A 26,270-nucleotide genomic window follows, 5' to 3' on the forward strand; every position below is an offset into this window, starting at 1 on the left:
GACCCTAGTGAGCGGGCAATTGGTATCCTGCCATCATGTCGTCGACGAGCTTGGTCGCACCGGTCCAGTCGAAGGTGCGGAAGCTATGCCCGCAGGTGACGAAGCGCGCACCCGCATAGAACATCTCATATTGCGTATGGCGCGAGCCGAACTCGGAGCCGATCGCGTCCCAGGCGAGCTTGAGGAACTTGACCTTGTTCTCCGGCGTCATCTTCGCCGACTGCTGCGTCAGCTCGATGATCTTGCGCAGCGCCGGATCGGCGAAATCGAGCACCGATGACGGCAGCATGATCAGCGCTCCACCGGAGAGCTCTCGCAGCATATTGACGACGCGCGGATAAAGCTCCTGGGTCAGGACCTGCGCCGAATACATGAAGTGCCGGTTCGGCACCCAGTACTCGCCGCGCATGTTTCCCTCGATTTCCATTCCGGCCATCATGGACTGGACCATGCTGACGTGGGCGGCGAGGTAGCCGAGCTGCTCACGCACGGGAGGCATGGCGTTGGTGCCGATCGCTTCGGTGAGCTTGTAGCCCATCCCGATCAGGAACTTGATCTTCACCGAAAGGCGGATCTGCGCCTGGTAGTTCTGATAGGCATGGCCCGGCGTGTCGTGGAACTGGGCGCGGCACGTGTCCGTGTCCTTGTAAACGAAGACGCGCTCCCAGGGCACTTTCACATCGTCGAAATACATCAGCGCGTCGTTCTCGTCGAAGCGCGCCGAGATCGGGTTGTCGAACATCGAGACCGCGGACGCCTCATAGGATTTCCGCGAGAGCACGCGCAGCCCCTTGGTGTTCATCGGCAGCGCGCACGAGAAGGCGAGGCGCTCCTCGCCGGGCCGGAGCGGCTGGAGATTTGCGACGAACACCTCGTTGGCCATGATCGAGCTGGTGCCGAGCATCTTGGCGCCGCGGATGGTGATGCCGGACGAGTCTTCGTCAACGATGGCGGCCACGAGGTCGGGCGCCTGATCGCCCCAGTCCTTGCCGCGCTCGGCTTGCGGATTGATGATCACATAAGTGAGGAAGTAGTCGTTGCGGCTCGCTTCTTCGAAATAGTCGGCCAGCGCCTTGGCGCGCTCCTCGCCGTTTGCCTGTTTCTTGAAGACCTCGATGCCCATCCGCTGGCCGACCAGCGCAGAGGCGAGGTGGTCGGGCGAGCGGCCCATGAAGCCGGCAGACAGTTCGGCCCAGGCCTGCATCGCCTTCCGGCGCTGCACCATTTCGGCATGGCTCTTCGGCATCTGCCAGGCACGATTGACGCGTCGATTGGCGCCATCCGGCTTGAAGGTCATCAATTCGATGTTTTCAGGCTTTGCCTGGAAATCGTAGAGCGCGGCCGCCGAGCGCACCGAGTTCTTGAACGCCGGATGCTCGGTGACGTCCGGCACCACCTTGCCGTCGATGTAGACGGTGCGGCCGTCCTTCAGCGATTTGATATGTTCTGCGCCGGTCTTGCACACCGTCATGGTCGGCTCCGTCTTTCTGCAAATCTTTTGTCGCGGTCAAACCAGACCGTCGACGCCTTTGATGTCCGCAACGGCAAGCCCGCCGACGCGATGATTCGGCCGTCCGCGGTTGGCATAGGCCACGATGATCGCAAGCTCGTTGGGTAGAGGCGCGTCGGGCAGCGTGATGGTGATGCCGTCGTAATTCGAGCGCACGTAGAGCGCGTCCTTGTGAGCGAGCGGAATATCGATGGTGGCGCCGGGTGCGACGCGCTTGGTGAGGGAGGAGATCCACGCCTTGCCGCCGCCGGCGGCCTCACGCATCACGTTGCCGAACACCGTGGTCAGCATGGCCACGACGTGCTCCTGCTCGCCGTTCATGCCGACCAGCCCGGCCTTGCCGTAACTCTCCGGCTTGTGCGGTCGGAGCAGCGTCATCGCCAGGCTGCTGATGTGTTTGCCGACCGCGGCGCTGGCTGCCGTCAGGGAGCTCAGGTCGCGCTCGTAACGGCCGGCGAATGGATTGTCGAGCACGGCCACCACCGCGACCTTGCGCAGCACCGGCTCGACGCGCTGGCCGGCCTCCTGCGCGACTTCGTCTACGAAAGCCAGCGTGCGCTTGATCTGCATGCCATGTTCCTCGAATGCCCACCGATGGCCCGGCGCCATCTCTCCATGGCTTTGCAGATTACCTAACTAACAAAGCTTTTCAAGAAGGCTATTGCGTGTTACACTGAATGCATGAGCCGGGCTGCCAAAAAGCGTTCGACCGTGCCCCCCGGACCGGTGCGCGTCGCGCCGGGCAGCAAGCCCGCGCGGGCCCCGCAGCCCAACATACCGCTTACCACCTCGCGGCCGGAGCTGCTGGAACAGGGCCGGGACCGGCAATTCCGCCATCTGGTCCATGCGCTGTTCGGCTTTGCGGCCCATCATGAGCGCATCCGCTCGGGACACGGCAAGGCGATCGGGCTCGCCGGCATCGAGTATACGGTGCTGATCTCGATCGCCCATCTTGCCGTCGACGGTGACGTCAACGTCAAGACCGTGGCTGATCACCTTTATCTGTCGGGCGCCTTCATCACCGCGGTGACACAACGGCTGCTCAAGCTCGGCATGATCCACAAGAAGACCGACGCCGCCGACCGGCGACGTGTGACGCTTACCATCTCCAACAAGGGCCGGTCTGCTCTCGAGCGGCTCGCGCCGATCCAACGCCAGGTCAACGACCTCGAATTCGGCTGCCTCAGCCACGACGAGTTCGCGCTGCTGACCGGCATCGTCGACCGTCTGATCGACAGCGGCGCCAAGGCGGTGGCCTTGCAGACCTATCTGCTGGCCGAGTTGGGCGAAGGCTGAGAGGTCGCTAGTTCTTTGGTGCGCTAGAGCCTGCGAGCGCCCGCGCGCGAGCCTTCTTGTCTTCGATCTTCATGCCGCGCGCGATCTGGATGCGCTGCGCTTGCGGCGAGCCCGCGCCGTGCAGGCTTTCGGTGAGGTAGCCCACTGCATTCCTCCCGATGGTCATGTTCTCGATCAACCGCAGCACGCGCAGCCGGTCGACCGTATCGACGCCGTCGCGGCCTTGCAGGAACTTGCGCACCAGCGGGCCGACCTCGTTGTTCTGCAAATCCTTCTCGGACGGCATGGTGACGACGAGACCGCCGGCGATGTCCTGGGCGAGACGGGAAATCTCGAACGGAAACCGCGTGACGTTGTGCTTGGCGACATTCGACAGCATTTCGTCGTTGAGGTAGGCGCCGGACGCCATCGGCTTCGAGCGATAAGCCGCCGCCATGCAGCTCGAATAGATGGTCTCGTTGAGATGCGTCATCTCAACGAGCTTGTCCTTGATGTGGGAGACGCTTTCGACGCCGTTGTGCGAGGCGGCCTCGGCCGCGGCGCCGATCAGCACGTCGCCGAGACCGGTTTTGCACACGTAAGAGGAGCGATGATAGGTGGTGAAGCGCTCGACCAGCGTGGCCGCGTATTGCCATTCGCCGTCCATGAACACGTGCTCGTGCGGCACGAACACGTTGTCGAACACGATCAGCGCCTCCTGTCCGGCGAACCGCGCATTGCCGGCGTCAAGCTCGCCGCCGTCGACCACGCGGGTGTCGTTGGTCTGGCGCCCGACGACGTAGGTGAGCCCCGGCGCATCGACCCGCACCGCGCCGACCACGGACCAGTCGCGGTCGGCCTCGGTCATGCGCATGGTCGGCATGAAGATCAGCCAGTGCGAATTGACCGCGCCGGTCTGATGCAGCTTTGCGCCTGAGACATAGATGCCCTTGTCGTCGCGGCGCACCACGCGGAGAAACAGGTCCAGGTCCGACTGCTGATGTGGCGCCTTCGAGCGGTCGCCTTTGGGGTCCGTCATTGCGCCGCCGATCACGATATTGGCGTTCTGGGCGCGCTTGAGGAAAGCGAGGAAACGCTGGTGATAATCGGTGCCGCGCTCGGCATCGATGTCGAACGTCACCGAATGGCACGCGCCGATGGCATCGAGGCCGACGCAGCGCTGGAAGCAGGTGCCGGTGCGGCGGCCGAGCTCGCGCTGCATTTCGTGCTTGGCGACCAGCTCGTCGGCGCGTGTTGGCACATGCAGGAAGCGGTTGGTCTGACAGCCGCCGATTTCGGTGCGGACGCTGCCGAGCTCGGGCCGCTCCGAAGCGAGCCGGTAGGTCTCGGCCATGGCATTGATCGAGGGCCGGATCACCGGATGGTCGGCGGGCTCAGGCACCCGCTCTCCCATGAAATAGACGTTCATCCGCCGACCGCGCAGCGACGCGATGTAGTCGTCTGCGTTGATGATCGGGCGAGAGAAATCGGTCCAGAGCGCTTCGACGTTTTGCATCACGCTCTCCTAGCGATCTTCACTGTTGTTGCAACGTCGGCGGTGCCGACCCTCCCCTGGAGGGGGAGGGTCGACCGCCGAAGCGAAGCGTAGGCGGGCGGGGTGGGGGTGAGCTTTTTTGCGAAGAGGATCACCCCACCCTGCGAGCTTCGCTCGCGACCCTCCCCCTCCAGGGAGGGTGACGGTGCCTATTGCGCTAACAATTCTAGCCGCGCAGCGAGCGGATGTCGAAGGCGGCGATCGGGCGATGGAACCCCTTGAGCTCCAGTTCGCCGATCGCCTCGAACTCGGTCAGCGTCTCGACCGCGGTGTGCACCTTGCCGTCGACCAGGATCTGGCCGCTCTTCGCCTCGCCACAGAGCCGCGCCGCGAGGTTCACCACGCGGCCGATGGCCGTGTAGTCGAAGCGGCCCTCCGAGCTGATGCGACCCAGCGTGGCATAGCCGTGTGCAATGCCCATGCCGAAGCCGAGATCGTGCCCGTGCTTGCGCCACTTCGTCGCGAGATCCATCACCCGGTTGCGCATCTCGACCGCCATCTTCACGGCGCGCTCGCAAGGATCGGGGCAGGGGATCGGATCGTTGAACAGGATCATGAGGCCGTCCCCGGCAAAACGCTCCAGCGTGCCCTCGAAGCTGTTGATGAGACCCGCGAGGCTGCCGTGATACTCGCGCAGCACCGCCATCACCTCTTCGGGCTCGGCGGTTTCGGCGAAGGCCGTGAAACCGCGCAGGTCGCAGAACACGATGGTGACGTCGCGGCGGTGACTGTCGAGCAGCTTCTCGCCGCCGGAGCTCAAGACCAATTCGGCGATCTGCGGGGAGAGGAAACGCTTGAGCCCCGACATGCGTTCGATCTCGCCAAGCTGATCGGCCACGCGTTGCTCGAGGCTTTTGTTGATTTCGGCGATCTGGTCATGGAGCTGCTTCAGCCGCAGCACCGATTTCACCCGCGCCAGAAGCGCGGTCTGATCAATCGGCTTGGTGAGATATTCGTCGGCGCCGGCTTCGAGCCCCGCGACCACGTCCTTGCTGTCGGCCTTGGCGGTGCACATGATGATCGGCGTGAAAGGCATGGTGGTGTCGGTCTTCAGCCGCTTGCAGACCTCGATGCCGTCGATCTTGGGCATCATGATGTCGAGCAGGATCAGGTCTGGCAGATGTTCCTTGGCCGCGGCCAGCGCTTCTTCGCCGTCGGCCGCCTGTTTGAGGTCGTAGCCATGGGGACCGAGCCGCGCCATCAGGATGTCGCGATTGGTCTCGTTGTCGTCAACAATCAGAATACGTGCCGGGTTATGCATCACTCAGAGCCCATCAAGAAATGTCGGATTGCAAATGTCTTGTCGTTGAACGTGTTCACTTCGGCAGATACTCGCGGATCTTTGCCAGCAGTTGGCGCGGACTGTAGGGCTTCGTGACATAGGCGTCGCAGCCGGCCTCGCGCGCCTTGCCTTCGTCGCCCGACAGCGCGTAGGACGTCACCACGATGATCGGGATGCTTTTCGTCGCAGGATCGGCCTTGATCCGCCGCGTCGCTTCGTAGCCGTCCATGATCGGAAGCTGGATGTCCATCAGGATCAGATCCGGCTTGTGCTCCACCACGGCGGTCAATGCTTCCTGGCCGTTTTCCGCCTCGACCATTTCGAGATCGACGCTGGCCAGCAGATCGCGCAGGATCTGCCGGTTATCCTCCTGGTCTTCGACCACAAGTATCTTGGTCATGACTGTCTCGTTGCCTGTTCGACTTTGATGGGAAGCGTGAGCGAAAACGTGGAGCCTTCGCCGATCTTGGACTCGACCCAGATGCGGCCGCCGTGCATCTCGACGATGCGCTTGGAGATCGCGAGCCCGAGGCCCGTGCCGCCCTTGGCCTTGGTGATCGAGTTGTCGGCCTGCTGGAATTCCTGAAACAGCTTCTGCTGATCGGCCTCGGAAATGCCCGGGCCGGTGTCGTGGACCGCGAGATTGTAGGCGCCGTCGCTGGCGGTCGCCTTGATCGACACCTCGCCCTTGTCGGTGAACTTGATGGCATTGCCGACGAGATTGAGCAGCACCTGCGTCAGCCGCCGCTCGTCGCCGCGGCCGGACGGCAGCTCCTTCGGCATCTCGACGCGGAAGGCGAGGTTTTTGCTTGCGGCGAGCGGCTCGACCGCGCTGTAGACGCCGTGCACCACGTCCCTGATGGAGTAGCTGTCGAGACTCAGCACCAATTGCCCGGCCTCGATCTTGGAGAGGTCCAGCACGTCGTTGATCAGGCCGAGCAGATGCTTGCCGTTGCGGGTGATGCGCTCCAGCACGGTCATCATCTTCTCGGGTGGAGCGCCGTAGACATTGTCCTGAATGAGCTCGGTGTAGCCCAGGATCGCGTTGAGCGGTGTGCGCAGCTCGTGGCTCATGTTGGCCAGGAAGCGCGACTTGTGCTCGCTCGCCTCTTCGAGCTGGCGGCTTTTTTTCTGGATCTCGTCGAACAGACGGACGTTCTCGATGGCGATCGCAGCCTGGTCGGCGAAGGTGGCGACGAGCTCGATCTGCTTCTCGGTGAACGGCCGCACCTCGGACCGCGTCAGGGCCAGCACGCCGACCGGTACGCCTTCGCGCAGCATCGGCACGCCGAGTATGGTGCGGAAGCCGCCGCGGTCCTGAGCCTCCTTCCAGGTGTATTCCGGATCGGCGTGGACGTCGGGGATATGAACGATTCTGCCATCAACCAAAGCACGGCCCGTCGCCGTGTTGCGCTCCGCCTCCACCGGCATGTCCTTGACGTAGTCCAGGAAATCCGACGAGAAACCATAGGCCACCGAGCGATAGAAGCGATCGCCCTTCTTCTGAGTGATCGTGCCCATGTCGGCGTCGCACAGATGGCCGGCCGTTCGCAGCAGCGTATCGAGCACGGTATGCAAGTCGAACGCCGAACGACTGATGACCTTCAGCACGTCGGCGGTCGCGGTCTGCTGCTCCAATGCTTCGGAAAGATCGTTGGTGCGCTGGCGCAGCTCGTTGAGCAGCCGCGTATTCTCGATGGCGATCACGGCCTGCGCGGCGAAATTCTGCACAAGCTCGATCTGCTTGTCGGTAAATGGCCGGACCTCCTGACGAAAGATCGCCATGGAGCCCACGAGCTTGTCTTCCTTCAGCATCGGCACCAGAAGGAAGGTGCGGGCGCCCCCCATGTCGGCCAGCGCAACAAATGGTTTGTAGCCCGTGATGTAGGCGTTGTCGGTCCGGATGTCGGCGATGTGAACGAGCGTCTTGGTGCGCACCAGGCGGGCCAAGGGGACATCGCCAGTCGGATAGATGACCGGCTCGCGGCGCCGCTCTTCGGCGTGAGCCTCAGGCAAGCCATGCGACGCCACCGCGCGGAAGCCCTCGCCCTCGGCGAGCCATAACATGCCGTATCGCGCCTGGCAGATGCGGGTCGCGTTATCGAGCATCGAGGCGAACACGGGCTCAAGTTCGCCAGGTGTGCGGCTGATGGCGTCGAGCACCTCGCTGGTGGCCGTCTGCTGCTCGAGCGATTCGCTGAGATCGTCGGTGCGCTGGCGCAGTTCGTTGAGCAGCCGGGTGTTCTCGATCGCGATCACAGCCTGAGCAGCGAAGTTTTGCACCAGCTCGATCTGCTTTTCGGTGAAGGGACGCACTTCCGTGCGGTAGATGACGAATGCGCCGACAAGCTCGTCGTCCCTGCGAAGCGGCACCGCGATGAGCGACCGCGCGCCGCCATATTCAGCTGCCGGGCCAGGATGCGACTCTGCGGTTTCGTCGTTGGTTTGGACGATCCCTTTCGTCTGGATCAACCTGTGAAGCGGGGTTCCGGCAAGTCGGATATCGTCGGCCGGCCGGTACGCGCCCCGGCGAAGAAATTCTTCGTAGCGAGACGGCACGTCCACATGGGCAGTCGAGCGGAATTCACCGTCACGGCAGAGGAAGAGGACTCCGAATTTGGCCTCGCAGAGCTTGACGGCGTTCTCCAGCATGGCCTGGAACACCGGCTTGAGCTCGCCCGGCGAGCTGGAGATGACCCTCAGAACCTCCGACGTCGCGGTTTGCTGCTCCAACGACTCTGTCAGGTCCTCCGTGCGCTGGCGCAGTTCCGTGAGCAGCCGCGTGTTCTCGATGGCGATGACGGCCTGAGCGGCGAAGCTCGATATCACCGCGACCTGGTGATCGGTGAACGGTTCGACGCGCCGCCGCGCCACAACCAGAACGCCGATCGTCTGGCCCTGGCGGATCATCGGTGTGGCGAGAAAGGTGCGGTAGCCGACCTGCTTGGCCCACTCGACATAGGTGTATTCCGGATCGTTCAGAACGTCCGCGACTTGGACGGTGCGGCCCTCGAGGAGGGCGCGGCCGACCACGCTGCTGCGCCCGGCGCGCAACGGCATCTGCTTGGTGAGCTCGATCCAGTCGCTTGGGAATTGGAAATTGGTGACGTGATAGAAGTTGCCGGATTCACTCGGCCGCGCGATCGACGCCATGTCGGCGTCGCAGAGTCCTGCAGCTTCGCGCGTCAGCGTGTCGAGCACGGCCTGCAGGTCGTAACCCGACTGACTGATGAGTCTGAGCACGTCGGTGGTGGCTTGCTGCTGTGCGAGCGATTGCGCGAGAGCGCGCTTGAGTGCTGCCGTGCTTTCGGCCGGTCGCGCGGCGCGCGGGCGCGGCCGGGCTGCCGGCTTGCGTGCCGGCTTCCGTGCGCTCGTCCGTGCCTTCCCCCTGCGGCCCTTCACGACCCTCATCCCCGCGGTGTCACGACGCCTTTGCTTGTGGCTGACCTTGCGCTTGAACTTGCGCCTGAACCTCGACCGGCAAAGTGAACTGGAACACCGAGCCCTGGCCCACCTCCGATTCCACCCAGAGCCTGCCGCCGTGCATTTCCACGATCCGGCGCGAGATCGACAGCCCGAGGCCCGTTCCGCCCTTTTTCTTGGTGGCCGAATTGTCGGCCTGCTGAAATTCCTCGAAGATCTTGGCTTGGTCGGTCTGGGAGATGCCGGGTCCGGTGTCCTTCACCGCCACCGTGAACGTGCCGTTGTTGGCGCTCGCCTTGATGATGACGTCGCCCTGGTCGGTGAACTTGATGGCGTTGCCGACGAGATTGAGGATCACCTGCGTGAGCCTGCGCTCGTCGCCGTGGCCCTTCGGCAATTCGCCCGGCGCGTCGATCTTGAAATTGAGACTCTTCGTGGAGGCGAGCGGCTCGACCGCGCTGTAGACGCTGTAGAGCACGTCCTTCATCGAATAGGCGGTCAGCGACAGCGTGAGCTGCCCGGCCTCGATCTTGGAAAGATCGAGCACGTCGTTGATCAGGCCGAGCAGGTGACGGCCGTTGCTTTCGACGCGCTTGAGTACGGCCTGCGCCTTTTCCGGCGTGTCGCCATAGATGCCGTCGAGAATGAGCTCGGTGTAGCCCAGGATCGCGTTCAGCGGCGTGCGCAGTTCGTGGCTCATGTTGGCGAGGAACTGCGACTTGTGCTGGCTCGCGATGGCGAGCTGCTTGCCCTTCTCCTCGATCTCGTGGAACAGGTTGGCGTTCTCGATCGCCACCACCGACTGGCCGGCAAAGGTTTCCAGGAGATCGATCGTCGATTTCGCGAATTCGCCGGGGTCCCGGCGCCGAACCACGAGGGCGCCGGTGATGTGGCCGGGCCGCAGCAGCGGAACGATCAGGAGCGCCCGGTAGCCTTCGCGCAGATTGATGTCGTTGATCCGCGACGGCGGCTCCTTCTCGATGTCGGGCACCTGCACCGGCTTTCGCTGCATCGCCGCCGGCCCGATATGGGCGTCTCCGGTGCCGATCCTTTTGTCCGTGATGGCGACGATCATGTCGTCGCTCATGCCGTAGGTGGCGCGCAGCTTGAACTCCTGACGCTCCTCGTCGAACACGTAAATCGCGCCGGCATCGGTGCGCGACAGCTGCACGGCGCGCTGCACGATGGTGGTCAGCACGGTTTCGAGGTCGAGCGTCGAATTGACGGCCTGAGACACCTCGCCGAGCGCCTGCAATTCGCCGACGGAGCGGGCGAGTTCGTCGGTGCGCGCCCGCAATTCGCTAAGCAAGCGCGTGTTCTCGATCGCGATGACGGCCTGATTGGCAAAATTGGTCACCAGACCGGCTTGTTTGTCAGTAAATGGACGCACCTCTTGCCGGTAGATCGCGATCGCACCCACCAGATCATCTTCCTTGAGCATGGGCACGGTCAGCAAAGTGCGTGCTCCAGCAGAGCTGACCAACGTCGAATGCGTCGCTTCGTTTTGGTAGACGGCCTCGGCTTGGACGTCCGCGATCTGCACCGGCTTCTTGGTCTCTGCGACGCGAGCCAACCCGCTTCCCGGTGCGCCCGGCACAATCGGATTTTGGCGCCTGGCTTCTACATATTCGGGCGGCGCACCGTACAGTGACACAGTGCGGAAGGCGCCCCCTTCCGCAAGCAGCAAAACGCCGAACTTGGCTTCGCAGATACGCACGGCATTTTGCAAAATTGCCTGGAATACGGGATCGAGGTCACCGGGCGAGCCGCTGATGACTTGCAGCACGTCTGATGTCGCCGTCTGCTGTTGCAAGGACTCGCTCAGCTCGGACGTCCGCTGCTCGACCTTCTGCTCCAGGCCCGCATAGGATTCTTCCAGCCGTCCGGCCATGTCGTTGAACTGGTCGGCGAGCCTTTCCAGTTCGTCGCCGGTCTTGATCGAGATGCGTTGCTCGAGGTTGCCGCTGCCGATCTGAGCCGCGCCCTCGCGCAACTGCTGGATCGGGATGATCATCTTGCGCGCCAGGAACATGGCGGCGAGGAGCGCGAGCGCCAGGCCGCCGGCGAGCAGCCAGGCCGAGCGCTGGATCGACACATAGAGCGGCGCATAGGCTTCGTCGATCGGCAGCTCGACGAACATCAGCCAGCGCAGCGGCAGGATCGGCGCATGCGCGGTCAGCACCTCGCGGCCCTGGATGTCGCGCACGATCTCGACGCCTTCGCGCGCGGGCCCTTCCGCGGCCTCACTCGCGGCCTTGATGTAGCCGAGCTTGTACATGTCGGTGTTGCGAAGGACGAGGCTGATGTCCGGATGCGCGATCAACCGGCCGCGGCCATCGATGACGAAAGCCTGGCCCTTCTGGCCGACCTTGATCTGGCTCACCACCTCCCAGATGAACTTCAGGTTCACCTCGGCGACGCTGACGCCGGCGTCGCGCCGCGCGCCAGCCATGGCGAGCGTCATGTAGGGCTCGGACTCGCGGCGGAAGTAGACCGGGCCGTAATAGATCTTCTTCGCCACGGCCTCGGTGAACTTCGGGTCCTTGGAAAAGTCGGTGCCGACGCCGACCGCATCCATGGCAAGCCGCGACACCCGAAGCTGCTCCTTGCCGCTGGCGTCGAGCTGGGCAAGCTCGGTGATCGCGGGCACCTGGCGGAGCAGCCGCAGCGCGTCGAACCTGCGCTGCTCGAGCGCGCTCGCGGTCCATGGCAGCTGCGTGGTCCAGCCGATCTGCCCCTCGATGTCCTTGATATACTGGCTGATCTTGCCGGCCGCAGCGATCGCCTGCTCACGCTGGATGCGGGTCAATGCCTCCTTGTTCTCCTGATAGGAGAACCAGATCTCGAACAGTCCATTGGTGAGAAGCGCGACCGACACCACCGCGACGAACAGCGCCACGTATTTGCGGAACAGCCGGCTGCCGAAATGGGAGCCCATGCCGTCCGCCGTCCGGCGCAGCAAGCCTGGATCGGGCCGTCTTCCCGCACTGACGACGTCGTTCGTGGTCATTCCCATCCCGGGCTTAAGGCCTGAAACTCTTGTCAAATTACACGACAGGCCCCAGCCTTTAAACGGCTTGGATGCGTGAATAGCCCGGTTTTACTATCCGGCGTTTAACCGGTTGCCGCGGCGCGAAAATCCTGCGCGAATGGGGCCAGACTGGAGCCCGCTGCCGCCCCCGCTGGTCAGCGGTACGGCCTGGAAATTGCATCGGATTTGGGCAGTCAGTCGGGGTCAAAAGCGGGCCGGAAGGGATGTCGGTTCAAGTCGCGTTAAAGCATGTCACTCGGTATCGGTACGACCGCCCGGTCAGTCTCGGGCCCCAGATCATACGTTTGCGTCCGGCGCCTCACTGCCGCACCGCGATCCTCGCCTATTCGCTGAAGGTCGAGCCGGCCCAGCATTTCGTCAACTGGCAGCAAGACCCGAACGGCAACTGGCTCGCCCGTTACGTCTTCCCGGAAAAGACCAACGAATTTTCGATCACGGTCGATCTCCGGGCCGACATGTCGGTGATCAACCCTTTCGATTTCTTCATCGATCCGATCGCAACCAATTTCCCGTTCGCTTATCCGAGTGAGTTCAACGAGGAGCTGGCGCCTTATCTCTCCACCGAGGCGGCGGGACCGCTGCTGAAAGCCTATGTCGACGCCGTTCCGCGGAAGCCCACGAGCATCGTCGACTTCATCGTTGGCCTCAACCAGCAGCTCCAGCGCGACATCAGATATCTCGTGCGTCTCGATCCCGGCGTGCAGACTCCGGAAGAAACGCTGAAGCTCGCCTCGGGATCGTGCCGCGACAGCGCCTGGCTCATGGTGCAGATCCTGCGGCATCTCGGCCTCGCGGCGCGTTTCGTGTCCGGCTATCTCATTCAGCTCGTGCCGGACCTCAAAGCTCTCGACGGCCCGGCGGGCTCGACTGCGGACTTCACCGACCTGCACGCCTGGACCGAGGTGTATCTGCCGGGCGCCGGCTGGGTCGGCCTCGATCCGACCTCAGGCCTGCTCACCGGCGAGGGGCACATGCCGCTCGCGGCCACGCCGCATTATCGCGCGGCGGCGCCCATATCGGGCGGGGTCGACGCGGCCAATGTGGAGTTCGCGTTCGAGATGAAGCTCACGCGCGTCGACGAGAAGCCGCGCGTCACGTTCCCGTTCTCCGATGAAGCCTGGCACGCGCTCGACAAGCTCGGCGACAAGGTCGAGGACGATCTCAATGCGCAGGACGTCCGCCTCACCATGGGTGGCGAGCCGACCTTCGTGTCGATCGACGATTATCAATCGGCTGAGTGGAACACCGCGGCGCTGGGTCCGACCAAGCGCATGCTCGCCGATCAATTGATCCGAAGATTGCGCGACCGCTTCGGGCCGGGCGGCATGATCCATTACGGCCAGGGCAAATGGTATCCCGGCGAGGAGTTGCCGCGCTGGGCGTTCTCGCTGATCTGGCGCGCCGATGGCAAGCCGCTCTGGCAGAACGAGGCGCTGATCGCGAGCGAGAAGCCGGTGAAGGCTGCGTCGAGCAATGACGCGCACTGGTTCACGGAGAACCTGGCAGGCCGGCTCGGCATCGAGACCAAGCATGTCGTTCCGGCCTTCGAGGATCCGGCCGAGCGGATGATCAAGGAGGGCGCGCTGCCCGCCAACGTCGATCCAGCCGATCCGAAGGTTGACGATCCACTCGAGCGGTCGCGCATCATGCGCGAGTTCAACCGGCATCTCTCGGTGCCATCCGGCTACGTGCTGCCGGTGCAGCGCTGGAACGCGCAGGCCGGTGGCGGCTGGATCAGCGAGGTCTGGCAGCTTCGCCGCCAAAGGCTGTTTCTGTTGCCGGGCGACTCGCCCGTCGGCTTCCGGCTGCCGCTCGGTTCGTTGCCTTATATCGCGCCGGTCGACGAGCCACGGCTGGTGCCGGCCGATCCGTTTGGGCCGCGCGGGGTCTTGCCCGAGCCCGAGCAGCTCGCGCGCGCTTACGCGACCAACGGCGGCAGTTACGTGCCGCCGCGCGTGCCATCGGGCTACGGTGTCATGCCGTTGCCAAGCTCGCCGCAGGGCGTTCGCCCGGTGCGCACCGCCATCGCGGTCGAGCCGCGGGACGGCACGCTTTGCGTGTTCTTGCCGCCCGTCGAACGGCTCGAGGACTACCTCGAGCTTCTCGCCGCGGTCGAGGCGAGCGCCGCCGAGCTGAACCTTCCGGTGCATGTCGAGGGCTACCTGCCGCCGCCCGATCCGCGGCTGCGCGTCATCAAAGTCACGCCCGACCCTGGCGTCATCGAGGTGAACGTGCATCCGGCCGCGTCATGGCGCGAGGCGGTCGACATCACCCGCAGCCTCTACGAAGAGGCGCGGCTTTCGCGGCTCGGCACCGACAAGTTCATGATCGACGGGCGCCACACCGGAACCGGCGGCGGCAATCACGTCGTGCTCGGCGGCGACAGCCCGGCCGACAGTCCGTTCCTGCGCCGGCCCGATCTGCTCAAGAGTCTGGTCATCTATTTCCTGCGCCATCCGTCGCTGTCTTATCTGTTCTCCGGGCTGTTCATCGGCCCGACCAGCCAGGCGCCGCGGCTCGATGAGGCGCGGCAGGACCTGCTTTACGAGCTCGACATCGCGCTCTCGATGGTGCCGGCACCGGGGCCAGGCGAAGCGCCGCGGCCGTGGCTGGTTGACCGGCTGTTCCGCAATCTCCTGGTCGACGTCACTGGCAACACGCACCGCACTGAAATCTGCATCGACAAGCTGTTCTCGCCGGATGGTCCGACCGGGCGGCTCGGCCTCGTCGAATTCCGCTCTTTCGAGATGCCGCCCGACGCGCGCATGAGCCTCGCGCAGCAGGTGCTGCTCCGCGCGCTGGTCGCCTGGTTCTGGCGCGAGCCGCAGCACGGCACATTGCCGCGCTGGGGTACGGCGCTGCACGACCGCTTCATGCTCGGCGAGTTCGTCTGGCAGGATTTTCTCGGCGTGCTCGATGACCTGCGCCACGCCGGATATCCGATGGAGTCCGTCTGGTTCGACGCGCAGCGTGAGTTTCGTTTTCCGTTCTATGGCACGGTGCAGGCCGGAGGCGTCAATCTCGAACTGCGCCATGCGCTCGAGCCGTGGCACGTGATGGGGGAGGAAAGCACGGGCGGCGGCACCACGCGCTTCGTCGACTCTTCCGTCGAGCGGTTGCAGGTTCGCGTCGACAATCTCAACCCGCAACGCCATGTCATCGCCTGCAACGGCCGTCGCGTGCCGATGGCGCCAACCGGCCGAAGCGGCGAATATGCCGCGGGCGTCCGCTTCAAGGCGTGGAACCTGACATCGGCGCTGCAACCGACCATCGCGGTGCATTCGCCGCTCACCTTCGACATTTACGACACCTGGAACGGTCGGTCGCTCGGCGGCTGCGTCTATCACGTGGCGCATCCGGGCGGCCGCAACTATGAGACCTTCCCGGTCAACGCCTATGAGGCGCAATCCCGCCGTCTTGCCCGCTTCGAGACCAAGGGGCATACGCCGGGTACGTTCACGATTCCCGCGGAGGAGCGCTCGCTGGAATACCCCATGACGCTCGACCTGCGCCGGCCGACTCAGATTTGATGCTTCCGTATGGCTCAGCCCGGCATTGCCCAGCAAGAAGGTGCTGATACGAGCGCTGGCCAAAGCGCCGAGTTCGGGCCGTTGCTCGCGGGCTATCACTGCCTTTATCCGCGTGTCTTCGACGAGATGATGGATCACGCCGGCCACGTGCGCGAGCACTGGCGGCCGTTTTTGTCCATGCTGATGGCGCTCGGGCCTGACGAGGTGAACCGGCGCTTCTCGGCGGCCGACCGGCAGCTGCGCGACTCCGGTGTGTTCTATCGGGTCTACGAGGATCCCGAGGGCGCGGTGCGGCCGTGGCCGTTGAGCCACGTGCCGCTTCTGATCAACCAGGCTGAATGGCAGGAGCTGCAGGCTGGCCTGATCCAGCGCGCCGAACTGCTCGAAGCCATTCTCGCGGACATCTATGGGCCGGCGAAGCTCGTGAGCGAAGGCCGGTTGCCTGCCGCAGTCGTCGCCGGCAATCCGGAATTCTTGCGGCCGATGGTCGGCGTCAAGCCGCGCGGCGACGCCTACTTGCGCTTCTACGGAGTCGATGTCGGCCGCTCGCCCGATGGGCGCTGGTGGGTGCTGGGCGACCGGACGCAGGCGCCGTCGGGCGCGGGATTTGCCCTGGAAAACCGCCTCGCGCTGTCGCGCGCCATGCCGGATATCTACACGTCGCTGCATGTCGAGCGGGTCGCCGGGTTTTTCCAGGCGTTCCAGGCGTCGCTTGCGTCGCTCAATCATCGCGATGACTCGCCGATCTGCGTGCTGACGCCGGGGCCGCTCAACGAGACCTATTTCGAGCACGCCTATCTGGCGCGCTATCTCGGTCTGCTGCTGGTCGAAGGCGAAGACCTCGCCGTGCAACACGACGGTGTGTTCATCCGCACCGTGTCGGGGCTGAAGCGCGCCGAGGTGTTGCTGCGCCGTCTCGATGCCGACTTTGCCGATCCGCTGGAGCTTTCCGCCCGCTCGCGCCTCGGCGTGCCGGGCCTGGTGCAGGCGGTGCGCGACGGCACGGTTGCGATCGCGAATGCGCTCGGCTCCGGTGTGGTCGAGGCGCCGGCCATGTTGAGCTTCCTGCCGGCGCTGGCGTCTGCGGTGCTGGGGCAGGAGCTGAAGCTGCCGAATGTCGCGACCTGGTGGCTCGGCGATCCCACGGTCCGCGACGATGTCCTGAAGCGTTTCGACGAACTGGTGATCGCGTCCGCGTTTTCCGGCGATGCACCGGCGCACATCGATCGCAAGGTCGCGCTCGGCCGCGACCTTGACGCGAAGGCTCGTGCGCAGATCGTCGAAGCGATCGGCCGTCGCGGCATCGACTTCGTCGCCCAGGAGGCGGTGAAGCTTTCGACCACGCCGGTCTGGGCCAACGGCCAGCTGGTGCCAAGGCCGTTCATCCTGCGGTTGCTGGTCGCGCGCACCAATGACGGTTGGCGCGTGATGCCCGGCGGGTTTGTACGGATCGCCGACGATCTCGACGCGCGCGCTGTCAATCTCCAGCAGGGCGGCCGCACCGCGGACGCCTGGATCCTGTCCGACAAACCGGTGCCGCAGACCACACTGCTGCCGACGCCCGACCGCATCACCATCAACCGCCAGACCGGCGCGCTGCCGAGCCGTGCCGCCGCGAACCTGCTCTGGCTGGGCCGTTATGTTGAACGCGCCGAAGCGACACTTCGCCTTGTGCGCTCGTTGATCAATCGCGCATCCGACACCTCACCCGAGGCGGGCGAGCTGATTGCCGACATCGCGGGGCTGCTGCGCGCTTGGGGCGCCGTGCCGGAAGCGATGCTCAGCGCCAAACCGGCGCTGCTCGCGGCCGCAGCGCTGCAGCAGCGCGAGTTGCCGGGTGCGCTGCCGCAACTCGTTCGTTCTGCACAGAACGCGGCGTCCGTCATCCGCGACCGCTTCTCGCCGGATGCCTGGCGGGCGCTGACCGATCTCGTCGAGATGATCAACGCGCCGTTCGAGCAGGGTCCGAACGAGAGCGCGATCTTCGATCGCATCAACGCAGCACTGCGCATCGTCGCGGCTTTCTCCGGGCTGGAGCAGGAGAATATGAGTCAGCTCGCGGGCTGGCGGTTCCTGGAGCTCGGCCGCCGCATCGAGCGGACGCTTGCCACCTCGCGCTTCATCCGGCAGTTCGCCTTCGGCACACCCGCGGAAGGCTCGCTCGACGTGCTGCTGGAGCTCGCCGACAGCCAGATCACCTACCGGCTGCGCTACGTCATGGTCGCGGCCCGTGCGCCGGTGATCGATCTCGTCGCGCTCGATCCCAACAATCCGCGCTCGATCGTGCACCAGCTGACGCGGATCGAGACGCATCTTGCCGCGCTGACAAAAAGCGACGACGGGAGGCTGTCGCCGCCAGAGCAGGTCGCGACCGTGCTCACCGCAAAGCTTCGCACCGCCGATGTGGCTCAACTCGACGAGGGTATGTTGATCGAAGCCGAGAACGCGCTGATGCGGCTCTCCGACGTGATCGGCTCGACCTATTTCACCACGCAGCATCGCTCCGAGGCTCAGCACGAGGCGCATGCATGATCTACGACGTCCGGCAGTCGACGACCTACCACTATGCGTCGCCGGTTACGGTCGCCCATCACATGCTGCGGCTGACGCCGATCGACCGGCTGCATCAGCGCGTCCACGCGGCCTCGCTTGAAGTGACGCCCGCACCGGTGGAGCGCACCGAAGGCCGGGATTTTTTCGGCAACCGCACCACGGAAGTTGTGCTGGATCAGCCGCATGACACGCTGGTGGTGAAGGTGATGGCGCGCATCGCGGTCGAGCATGGCCCGCCCGGCGACGCGAAGGCCACGCCGCCGTGGGAGAAGGTGAGGGCGTTGGCTTATGCCAGTGCCGATCTCAGCGCGCAGTCGCCCGCTCATTTCCTGTTTCCGAGCCGGCAGGTGTCGCTCGATCCGGAGATTCGCGATTATGCGGCCTCGAGCTTTCCGGCCGGCCGGCCGGTGCTGGAAGGCGCCATCGAACTGATGAACCGCATCAAGTCGGAGTTCGTCTACGAAGTGGGCGCCACCACGGCGACCACCACGGCGCCGATGGCGTTCGCGCTCCGGCGTGGGGTCTGCCAGGACTTCAGCCACATCATGATCTCCGGCATGCGCTCGCTCGGCCTGCCGGTGGCCTATGTCAGCGGTTATCTGCGCACGGTGCGCAAGCCTGAGGAGGTGCGGCTCGAGGGCTCCGACGCCATGCACGCCTGGGTGCTGGCCTGGTGCGGCGCCGAGACCGGCTGGGTCGGTCTCGATCCTACCAACGGCATTCTCGCCGGCAACGATCACGTCGTGCTCGCGGTCGGCCGCGACTACGCCGACGTCGCGCCGGTCGACGGGGTCATCATCGCGGCTGGCGGCCACCGCATCGAGGTCGCTGTGGCGGTGGTGCCGGTGGGCTGAATGCTTAGTTCTGATTCATCCGCCAGCGGCCGAAATGCACCTCGGCGCGGCGCACGATTTCGTTCAGCACAATTGCCATGGCGGCAAGCACCGAGATCAGGCCCAGAAGCTTTGTCGGATCGAAGTTCTGGGTGAACAGCTGCGTGAAGTAGCCGATGCCGGCGGTCGAGACGTAAAGCTCGGCCAGCAGCACACCGAGCAGCACGCCGCTCATTCCGAGCCGCATACCGGCGAAGAACGTCGGGATCATGTGCGGGAAGATCACCCAGCGGAAGATCTGCCAGCGGCTCGCGCCCATCGAGCGCGCCGCCGTCATCAGGATCGGTTTGATGTTCTGAACGCCGGCCACGATCGTGACGATAATCGGGAAGATGCCGTGGGTGACGCCGAAGGCGATCTTCGACGGCGCACCGATGCCGAAATAGAGGATGAACAGCGGCAGGATGGTGATCTGTGGGATGCCGTAGAGAAGCAGGATGATTGGCATGAAGCTGCGGTGGCCGAAGCGTGAGAGACCGACGGCGAGCCCGACCGCAAGCCCGATCACGACCGAAAGCGCAAAGGCGACGGCGAGCTCGAAAAACGTCAGCTGAAGCGCAGCGGGCACATTCTTGGTTGAAAACAGAGCGCCGAGGGAGGCGACGATCTTCGATGGCGGGCTGAGGAACATCGGGTCGATCCACCAGCGCGCCGCAGCCTCCCACAGAAGGAGCATCGCGACGATGATGCCGAGCCGCGCCAGCCCGGGCCGGCGGATGAAGAAGTGCCTGAGCTCTCTTGCAGTCATCGCTTCGACCGCCGTTCGAGGCCGCTGACCGCGGCGTTGAGACAGGCCGCGATGACCACGGCGAAGGCGATGTAGGCGAACATCCGTGCTGTCTCCATCCCTTCGGCGAGCTGCACAATGTGGTGGCCAAGGCCTTCGAGCGAGGCGATGGTCTCGCTGCCCAGGATCGAAAGGAGCGCGACGGTAAAGCCGATGCGCAGCCCCGTGAGAATCACAGGCAGGGCAGCGGGCAGCAGCACGTGCCAGAACATCTGGATGTTCGATGCGCCCATCGAGCGCGCCGCGGTCACGAAAATTTTGTCGACGTAACCAAAGCCTGCGATGGTGTTGAGCACGATCGGAAAGAAGCTGATTGTGGCGCCGAGGGCGATCTTGGAACCGGGGCCGAGGCCGAAGAACAAGACGTAAAGCGGCAAGAACAGGATGATCGGCACCGAATAGATGGCGGCCAGCAGCGGCTCGAACACCTTGATCAGATAGGGCGAGCGGCTGATCAGGTAGCCGAGCGCGACACCGCCGGTGCAGGAGATCGCAAAAGCGGTGGCGAGTTCGGTCAGCGTGACGCGAAGATCGGGCCAGAACTCGCCGCTTCGGAGCACATCGGACAGTTCGGCCCAGACCTTGACCGGGTTAGGCAAAAGAATCTGACTGATGCCCCAGTATGTCGTGGCGAGATACCAGAGCAGGATGATGCCGGCGGCGAATCCCACCTGTACGGCGCGGCTCGCGATCTTGCTGCGCAGCTCCCGCCGCGGACTCATAAGGCAGGTCCCACGGCCGCGGACTGTGCGACCGCCTTGCGGATTTCCTCGTGAAGGAGACCGTAGAGCGTGTTGCGCAGTGTCGAGAATTTTTCCGTGGTCACGAAGGACGGCTTGCGCGGATGCGGTTCGTTCACCGCGATGATCTCCTTGATCCGGCCGGGTCGGGCCGAGAACACCGCAACGCGATCGGCGAGATACACGGCCTCGCCGAGCGAATGGGTGACGAACACAATGGTCTTGCCGGTCGCAGCGAGCAGCACCGAGAGATCCTCGCCGAGGATCATGCGAGTCTGCTCGTCGAGCGCGCCGAACGGCTCATCCATCAGGATGATGTCGGTCTGCAGGCTCAGCGCACGAGCGAGCGCGGCGCGCTGACGCATGCCGCCGGAGAGCTGCGCCGGATAATGATTCATGAAGTCTTTGAGGCCCACCGCCTCGATCGATTTCCGCGCGCGTTCGTCCTGCTCGCTTTTGGCGACGCCCTGGAACACCATGCCAAGCTTGACGTTCTCGATGACCGTGCACCAGGGAAACAGCGCGTTTTCCTGGAACACGAAGGCGATGTCGCGCGGCAGCGGCCCGCGGACCGGCTTTCCTGCGACCTCCACAGCGCCGCTGGTCGGCTCCAGAAGGCCGCCGATCATGTTGAGGAGCGTGCTCTTGCCGCAGCCGCTCGGGCCGATCAGGCAGAGGAGTTCGCCGCGTTTGATATCGAGCGAGGTGTCGAGCAGCGCGCGCACATGCTGCTTGTCGCCCGGCTCGCCGAACTGATGCGAGACGTCCCTGACCCGGATCGCGACGTCTCCCGTTGTCATTTCGGCAGATATGCTTCGTTGATCAGCTTCGACATGTCGGGCTTTTCCGGCAAAAGCTTGGTGTCGACAAAGGAAGTGGCGAGCACGTCGAGCGCCTTGGGTTCGAAATGCCCGGTGGTGCTGAAGATCGGCATGGTGTCGTTGTAGCCGAAGGTGGCGACGGCAGGGGAAGTGTCGGTGAGCTTCGCGGCGAGCGCGATGGCCTTGTCCTTGTTGTCGCGCATGAAGCGGATGGTCTCGAGCCAGCCGGCCAGGAAGGCCTTGAGCGCGTCCGGATTGGATTGGATCAGCTTGTTGCTGGCGTAGATCACGTGGACGTGGAAGTCCTTCACGCTGTCGCCGAACTTCACGAGGGTGCGGCCGGAGCCTTCCTCGACCATTTTGTACACGGTGACGCTGTCGGTGGTGACGCCGTCGACCTGATGGGTTTTCAGCGCGGCGATCTGCGCTCCGGCGGCGCCGAGCGGGACGATCTTGATCCCGTCGGTGCCCCAGCCCTGGGCGCGCGACAGCTGCATGGTCAGCCAGTAGGTCAGCGAGCCTGCGGTCGAGACGCTGACCTTCTTGTCCTTGAGGTCGGCGGCAGATTTGATCGGGCCGTCCTTCAGCACGACCATCAGGATGGTGTTGGGCTGGTTGGCGAGCGCCGCCACCGCCTTCATCGGCGCGCCCTTGACTATCGTGGCGAAGGCGGGGCCGCCGCCGAGCGCGATGTCGATGCCGTCGGCGGTGAGCGCCTGCATCATCTTGGCGTCGCCGCCAAAGGCGGTGGTTTCGACGTCGAGGCCGTGCTTCTTGAAGATGCCGGTCTCAACGCCGATGTCGGCAGGCACGAACGCGAATTGGTTGGGCTGCGCCTTGCCGACGCGGAGCTTGGTGTCAGCCTGGGCTGTGTTCCAAGTGCAGACGAGAGCTGCGATGGCGACGAGACTTTGTCGCAGGGCGGCTGATTTCAACGCGATCTCCCCTTGGATGGTTTCTTCTTGGCCGATTTGGCCTTTCGCCCCGATCCTACCCGCGTTCGCAGTTTTTGCGTGGCCTTTTCATCCAGCGACATGTCGCCACGGACCGCCACGCCGTAGAACTTGCGTGCCGCGGCCGCCGAGATGAGGCCCTCGGCGACATCGTTGGCCACGACCTCTGCCGGGCGTTCGAACGGATCGCCCCAGCCGCCGCCGCCGCCGGTGCGAACGATGGCCTCCGCGCCGATTGCCACCGGAATATGAAAACCGCCCATCATGGTGAAGTTCTTTTCGCCGGGCCGCTTCAAGAGATAGCCGCCGGGCTCGCCGGGCGTGCCGCCCTCGATGCCCCAGGGCGGGCGCTTGCTCCGCCGCGGCATCTCGAAATTCCATTTGCCCTCGACCAGGTTCTTCACCTGCATATCGATGCCGAGGCCGCCGCGGAATTTTCCGGCGCCGCAGGAATCGGTGCGCAGCGCTCGGCCTTGCACCAGGACCGGGCACTTCAGCTCGATGCCTTCGATCGAACCGTTGCGCACGTCGCCCTGGCAGACCGACACCGTGCCGGACTCGCCGTCCTCGAACGGCCGGCCGCCCCAGCCTCCGCCTTCGAGGCTCTGCACGACGAAGCGCCGTTTGGTCTCGGGATTGGTGCCGAAGAACACCACCGCGCCGCCAAGGAGCCCATGATGTCCGGCCGGCACACGATCAGGCATCGCCTTGCCGAGCGCCATGACGATGGAGTCGACGACAGTCGGCACGATGCCGCTCCAGCCCGCCATGGGGGCCGGGAAGCGCGCCATCATGATGTTGCCTTCCGGGATGATGACCTTGAGCGCGCGGAACGAACCCTCGTTCACTGGGTCAAGAGGCCCGGTCAGCGCCTTGTAGGCGACGCGGGCGCCTGCGTAGGTGCGCGAGTTGATCGCGGCCTTGCGCTCGGCCGAGCAGCCGGACAGGTCGATGGTCATGTCGCTGCCCTTGACCGTCACCTTGACGTGGATCGGGACCTCTTCGCCCTTGAGGACGCCGTCGTCATCGATCGAAGCGGATGCCTCATAGACGCCGTCGGGAAGCTGCGAGACGACGTTGCGGCACTTCCGCTCGGTCTCATCGAAGATCTGATCGATGGCGGCAAGAAGCGTGTCGCGGCCGTATTTGTCGAACAGTTCGTCGAGCCGGCGCGCCGCGAGGCGGCATGCCGCCATCTGCGATTTCATGTCGCCGAGCGAGGATTCCGGGAAGCGGATGTTGTCCTTGATGACGCGGTAGAGCGTGTCGCTGAGCTTGCCTTCCTCATAGATCTTGAGCTGGTCGAGTTGCAGGCCTTCGAGCCATGGGTCGGCGACGGTTGCGCCGGCACCGAAACCGGTCGAGGTGCCGCCGACGTCAATCCAGTGCGCCCGCACCATCAGGAACATCAGGAGCTCGCCCTTGTAGAAATAGGGCATGTAGATGACGACGTTGTTGAGATGCTGGCCCGCGACCGCCTGATGGTTGGTGATGATGACGTCGCCCGGCTTGAAGCCGTCGCGGCCATAGCGGGCGAGGCCGTCGGTGACGAGCACGCCCAAGTCCGCGACGAAATGCGACACGCCGCCGACGTTCTGCGAAATGAGCTCGCCGTTGAGGCCGAGGAGCGCAGTGCAGTAGTCCCGCACCTCGTAGATCATCATGTTGTAGGAGGTGCGCTGCAGGTCCGCCGCCATTTCGTTGGCGACGGCGGGCAGCGCGTTGCGGAGGACTTCAAGCGTAACGGTGTCGAGCTTCATCGCGCGCCTCCGACCGAAATGATGAGCTCGCCGGTATCGGCGACGCGGCAGGTGTCGTTCTCGAACAGCACCGTGGTGGTGCCGTGCTCCTGGACGAGGGCAGGGCCGCTGATCTTAGCTCCCGCGCTGAGCGTCTCGCGGCGGTAGATTTTCGCCGGCAATGGTTTCGCCGCGGAGGAGAAATAGACCGGGCGTTCGGCGCTCGGCGTCGCGGCGCCGGCTGCACCGAGGCCCGGGAATTTCAGCTTCGGCCGCTTGCCGATTGCGCCGAGCCGGACGTTGACCATCTCGACCGGCTCTTCCGGCGAGTAATGCGCGTAGCGGTGCTCGTAGAGCTTGTCGAAGGCCGTGCGGATGCCTTGCCGGTCCGCGCGCTTGAGCTGATCGAGGCCGACCGGCACCGACAGCGTGAACTCCTGGCCCAGATAACGGATATCGAGGCTCACTTGGTATTGCGCGTCCATGCCGTGGCGCAGGCCGGCCTTGGCTTCGGCCGCCATCTCGTCGTGGATTTTGACCAATCGGTCGAAGTCCACCTTGACGAGATCCGAATAGACCGTGCGGGTGAAATCGTGGCGTTCGTCGGCGAGCAGCATGCCGAGCGCCGAGAAATGCGAGGGAAACAGCGGCACGATCACGGTCGGGATGAACAACTCGCGGGCGATGGCGCAGACATGCAACGGACCCGCGCCGCCGGAAGCGACGAGGGCAAAGTCGCGCGGGTCATAGCCCTTGGCGACCGACACCTCGCGCACCGCCAGCGACATTTTGTTGATCGAAATGTCGACGATCGCCTGCGCGGCCGCGACCGCATCGAGCTTCAGGGGCTTGGCAATCTTCTGCTCGATGCCGCGCTTGGCGCCCTCGGCATCGAGCTTCATGGTTCCGCCCAGGAAGTTGTCCGGATCGAGCCTGCCGAGCACCACGTTGGCGTCGGTGATGGTCGGCTCGGTGCCGCCGCCGCGATAGCAGATCGGTCCGGGATCGGCGCCGGCGCTCTGCGGTCCGACCTTCAGCGCGCCGACGTCGTCGAGCCAGGCGATCGAGCCGCCGCCCGCGCCCACCTCAACGACGTCGATCATCGGCAGCATCACCGGATGGCCGCTCGCGTATCCGCCGACATAGTAGCCGGGCGCGAGCGTCGGTTCGCCTTCGCGAATGAGGCTGGCTTTCGCCGTGGTGCCGCCCATGTCGAACGAGATGACGTTGGAATGCCCGAGCGCCAGTCCGACTTGCGCCGAGGCGATGATGCCGCCGACCGGACCTGACTCCATCATCGCCACCGGCCGCTCGGTTGCGACCTCCGGCGTCATCACGCCGCCGTTGGAGCGCATGATCGACAGATCGCCCTTGAAGCCGACGCCGCCAAGGCTCGACTTGAGACTCTTCACATAGCCGCCGACCTTCGGCCCGATATAGGCGTTCACCACAGTGGTCGACATGCGCTCGAACTCGCGATACTCGCGCAGAATGTCATGGGATAGCGACAGATAGGCGTCAGGCATCGCCTTCCTGATGGCGACGCCGGCGGCGCGCTCGTGATCCGGGTTGGCATAGGCGTGCAGGAAGCACACCGCCACTGCCTCGATGCCTTCGGCCTTCAGCGCCTTGCAGGCCGCGGCGAGGCTCGCCTTCTTCAGCGGCTCGTAGACCTTTCCTGATGCCAGAACGCGCTCGTCCACCTCCTGGGTCATGCGGCGCGACACCAGCGGCTTATGCCGGTGGAAGAACAGGTTGTAAGCCTCGGGCCGGTTGCCGCGGCCGATGATGTAGACGTCGCGGGTGCCGCGGGTCACGATCAGGCCGGTCTTGGCGCCCTTCCGCTCGATCAGCGTGTTGATCGCGGTCGTCGAGCCGTGGATCAGCTCGTCGATTTTTCCGGCATCAAGCCCGCTTTCGCGGATGCAGTTGATGACGCCCTGCGTCAGTTCCGACGGCGTCGTCAGACTTTTCGCCTGCACGAAGGCCTGCGCTTCGTCATCGAACCCGATCAGATCGGTAAATGTGCCGCCGATATCGACCGCGACGAAGATCACGCCTGCTTCCTCCCAGAACAAATCGCGGTCTTTTGCCGCTTCAGCGAAACTGCGGTTGCACGGGGGTGAAAGCAACCGGCTGGTCGGCTTTACGCTTGTA

General features: G+C 64.5%; 17 protein-coding genes. 4 read left to right on the plus strand and 13 right to left on the minus strand.

What is annotated here, in order from left to right; genetic code table 11:
- Positions 1 to 4: 4 nt before the first annotated feature.
- Both RHPLAN_RS12150 and RHPLAN_RS12155 read right to left on the minus strand, forming a co-directional pair.
- A complete protein-coding gene (locus tag RHPLAN_RS12150; protein ID WP_237180123.1) occupies positions 5 to 1,471 on the minus strand; it encodes a 4-hydroxyphenylacetate 3-hydroxylase family protein in 1,467 nt (488 codons plus the stop codon).
- A 36-nt stretch (positions 1,472 to 1,507) separates the two neighbouring features.
- On the minus strand, positions 1,508 to 2,080 hold the full coding sequence (locus tag RHPLAN_RS12155; RefSeq protein ID WP_157100236.1) for an amino acid synthesis family protein: 573 nt from the start codon (positions 2,078 to 2,080) through the stop codon (positions 1,508 to 1,510).
- Between the two features lie 141 nt (positions 2,081 to 2,221).
- Here RHPLAN_RS12155 and RHPLAN_RS12160 point away from each other — a divergent pair, with 141 nt between their 5' ends.
- Positions 2,222 to 2,806 (plus strand): MarR family winged helix-turn-helix transcriptional regulator, encoded by a 585-nt coding sequence (locus tag RHPLAN_RS12160; protein ID WP_198164870.1) that lies wholly within the window; start codon positions 2,222 to 2,224, stop codon positions 2,804 to 2,806.
- A 7-nt stretch (positions 2,807 to 2,813) separates the two neighbouring features.
- Here RHPLAN_RS12160 and RHPLAN_RS12165 read toward each other — a convergent pair whose 3' ends face one another.
- The 5 genes from RHPLAN_RS12165 to RHPLAN_RS12185 all read right to left on the minus strand — a co-directional run bounded on the left by RHPLAN_RS12165 (position 2,814) and on the right by RHPLAN_RS12185 (position 11,983).
- A complete protein-coding gene (locus RHPLAN_RS12165; RefSeq protein ID WP_068017906.1) occupies positions 2,814 to 4,301 on the minus strand; it encodes a 4-hydroxyphenylacetate 3-hydroxylase family protein in 1,488 nt (495 codons plus the stop codon).
- Between the two features lie 205 nt (positions 4,302 to 4,506).
- Positions 4,507 to 5,601: a response regulator gene (locus RHPLAN_RS12170; RefSeq protein WP_068017909.1), complete on the minus strand. Its 1,095-nt coding sequence runs from the start codon at positions 5,599 to 5,601 to the stop codon at positions 4,507 to 4,509.
- A gap of 55 nt (positions 5,602 to 5,656) precedes the next feature.
- Positions 5,657 to 6,022 (minus strand): response regulator, encoded by a 366-nt coding sequence (locus RHPLAN_RS12175; RefSeq protein ID WP_068017911.1) that lies wholly within the window; start codon positions 6,020 to 6,022, stop codon positions 5,657 to 5,659.
- Entirely contained in the window at positions 6,019 to 9,024 is a 3,006-nt protein-coding gene (locus RHPLAN_RS12180; RefSeq protein WP_068017913.1) for a GAF domain-containing protein, read from the minus strand. The genes RHPLAN_RS12175 and RHPLAN_RS12180 overlap by 4 nt, the downstream gene beginning before the upstream one ends.
- A 19-nt stretch (positions 9,025 to 9,043) precedes the next feature.
- A complete protein-coding gene (locus RHPLAN_RS12185; RefSeq protein ID WP_442971827.1) occupies positions 9,044 to 11,983 on the minus strand; it encodes a GAF domain-containing protein in 2,940 nt (979 codons plus the stop codon).
- A gap of 317 nt (positions 11,984 to 12,300) precedes the next feature.
- Here RHPLAN_RS12185 and RHPLAN_RS12190 point away from each other — a divergent pair, with 317 nt between their 5' ends.
- From RHPLAN_RS12190 to RHPLAN_RS12200, 3 genes are read left to right on the plus strand one after another with little or no spacing between them, the layout of a single operon-like run.
- Positions 12,301 to 15,627 (plus strand): transglutaminase family protein, encoded by a 3,327-nt coding sequence (locus tag RHPLAN_RS12190; protein ID WP_068017916.1) that lies wholly within the window; start codon positions 12,301 to 12,303, stop codon positions 15,625 to 15,627.
- A gap of 9 nt (positions 15,628 to 15,636) precedes the next feature.
- Positions 15,637 to 18,159 (plus strand): circularly permuted type 2 ATP-grasp protein, encoded by a 2,523-nt coding sequence (locus tag RHPLAN_RS12195; protein WP_084244772.1) that lies wholly within the window; start codon positions 15,637 to 15,639, stop codon positions 18,157 to 18,159.
- Positions 18,156 to 19,034, plus strand: a complete 879-nt coding sequence (locus RHPLAN_RS12200; protein WP_068017918.1) for a transglutaminase family protein — start codon at positions 18,156 to 18,158, stop codon at positions 19,032 to 19,034. Before RHPLAN_RS12195 ends, RHPLAN_RS12200 begins: the two co-directional genes overlap by 4 nt.
- Before the next feature lie 4 nt (positions 19,035 to 19,038).
- On the opposite strand, the gene RHPLAN_RS12205 is transcribed toward RHPLAN_RS12200, so the two are convergent.
- The 6 genes from RHPLAN_RS12205 to RHPLAN_RS12230 are packed head-to-tail and all read right to left on the minus strand — an operon-like array spanning position 19,039 to position 26,170.
- A complete protein-coding gene (locus RHPLAN_RS12205) occupies positions 19,039 to 19,821 on the minus strand; it encodes an ABC transporter permease (RefSeq protein ID WP_068017924.1) in 783 nt (260 codons plus the stop codon).
- A complete protein-coding gene (locus tag RHPLAN_RS12210; RefSeq protein ID WP_068017926.1) occupies positions 19,818 to 20,582 on the minus strand; it encodes an ABC transporter permease in 765 nt (254 codons plus the stop codon). Before RHPLAN_RS12210 ends, RHPLAN_RS12205 begins: the two co-directional genes overlap by 4 nt.
- Positions 20,579 to 21,400, minus strand: coding sequence for an ABC transporter ATP-binding protein (locus RHPLAN_RS12215; protein ID WP_068017929.1), 822 nt, complete (start codon positions 21,398 to 21,400; stop codon positions 20,579 to 20,581). Before RHPLAN_RS12215 ends, RHPLAN_RS12210 begins: the two co-directional genes overlap by 4 nt.
- Positions 21,397 to 22,356 (minus strand): ABC transporter substrate-binding protein, encoded by a 960-nt coding sequence (locus tag RHPLAN_RS12220; RefSeq protein WP_068017931.1) that lies wholly within the window; start codon positions 22,354 to 22,356, stop codon positions 21,397 to 21,399. Before RHPLAN_RS12220 ends, RHPLAN_RS12215 begins: the two co-directional genes overlap by 4 nt.
- Positions 22,353 to 24,134 carry a hydantoinase B/oxoprolinase family protein gene (locus tag RHPLAN_RS12225; protein ID WP_068017934.1) on the minus strand — a complete coding sequence of 594 codons (1,782 nt, stop codon included), beginning with the start codon at positions 24,132 to 24,134 and terminating at the stop codon, positions 22,353 to 22,355. The genes RHPLAN_RS12220 and RHPLAN_RS12225 overlap by 4 nt, the downstream gene beginning before the upstream one ends.
- Positions 24,131 to 26,170 carry a hydantoinase/oxoprolinase family protein gene (locus tag RHPLAN_RS12230; RefSeq protein ID WP_198164871.1) on the minus strand — a complete coding sequence of 680 codons (2,040 nt, stop codon included), beginning with the start codon at positions 26,168 to 26,170 and terminating at the stop codon, positions 24,131 to 24,133. Before RHPLAN_RS12230 ends, RHPLAN_RS12225 begins: the two co-directional genes overlap by 4 nt.
- Between the last annotated feature and the right edge of the window lie 100 nt (positions 26,171 to 26,270).

It is taken from the genome of Rhodoplanes sp. Z2-YC6860, assembly GCF_001579845.1.
Classification (GTDB): domain Bacteria; phylum Pseudomonadota; class Alphaproteobacteria; order Rhizobiales; family Xanthobacteraceae; genus Z2-YC6860.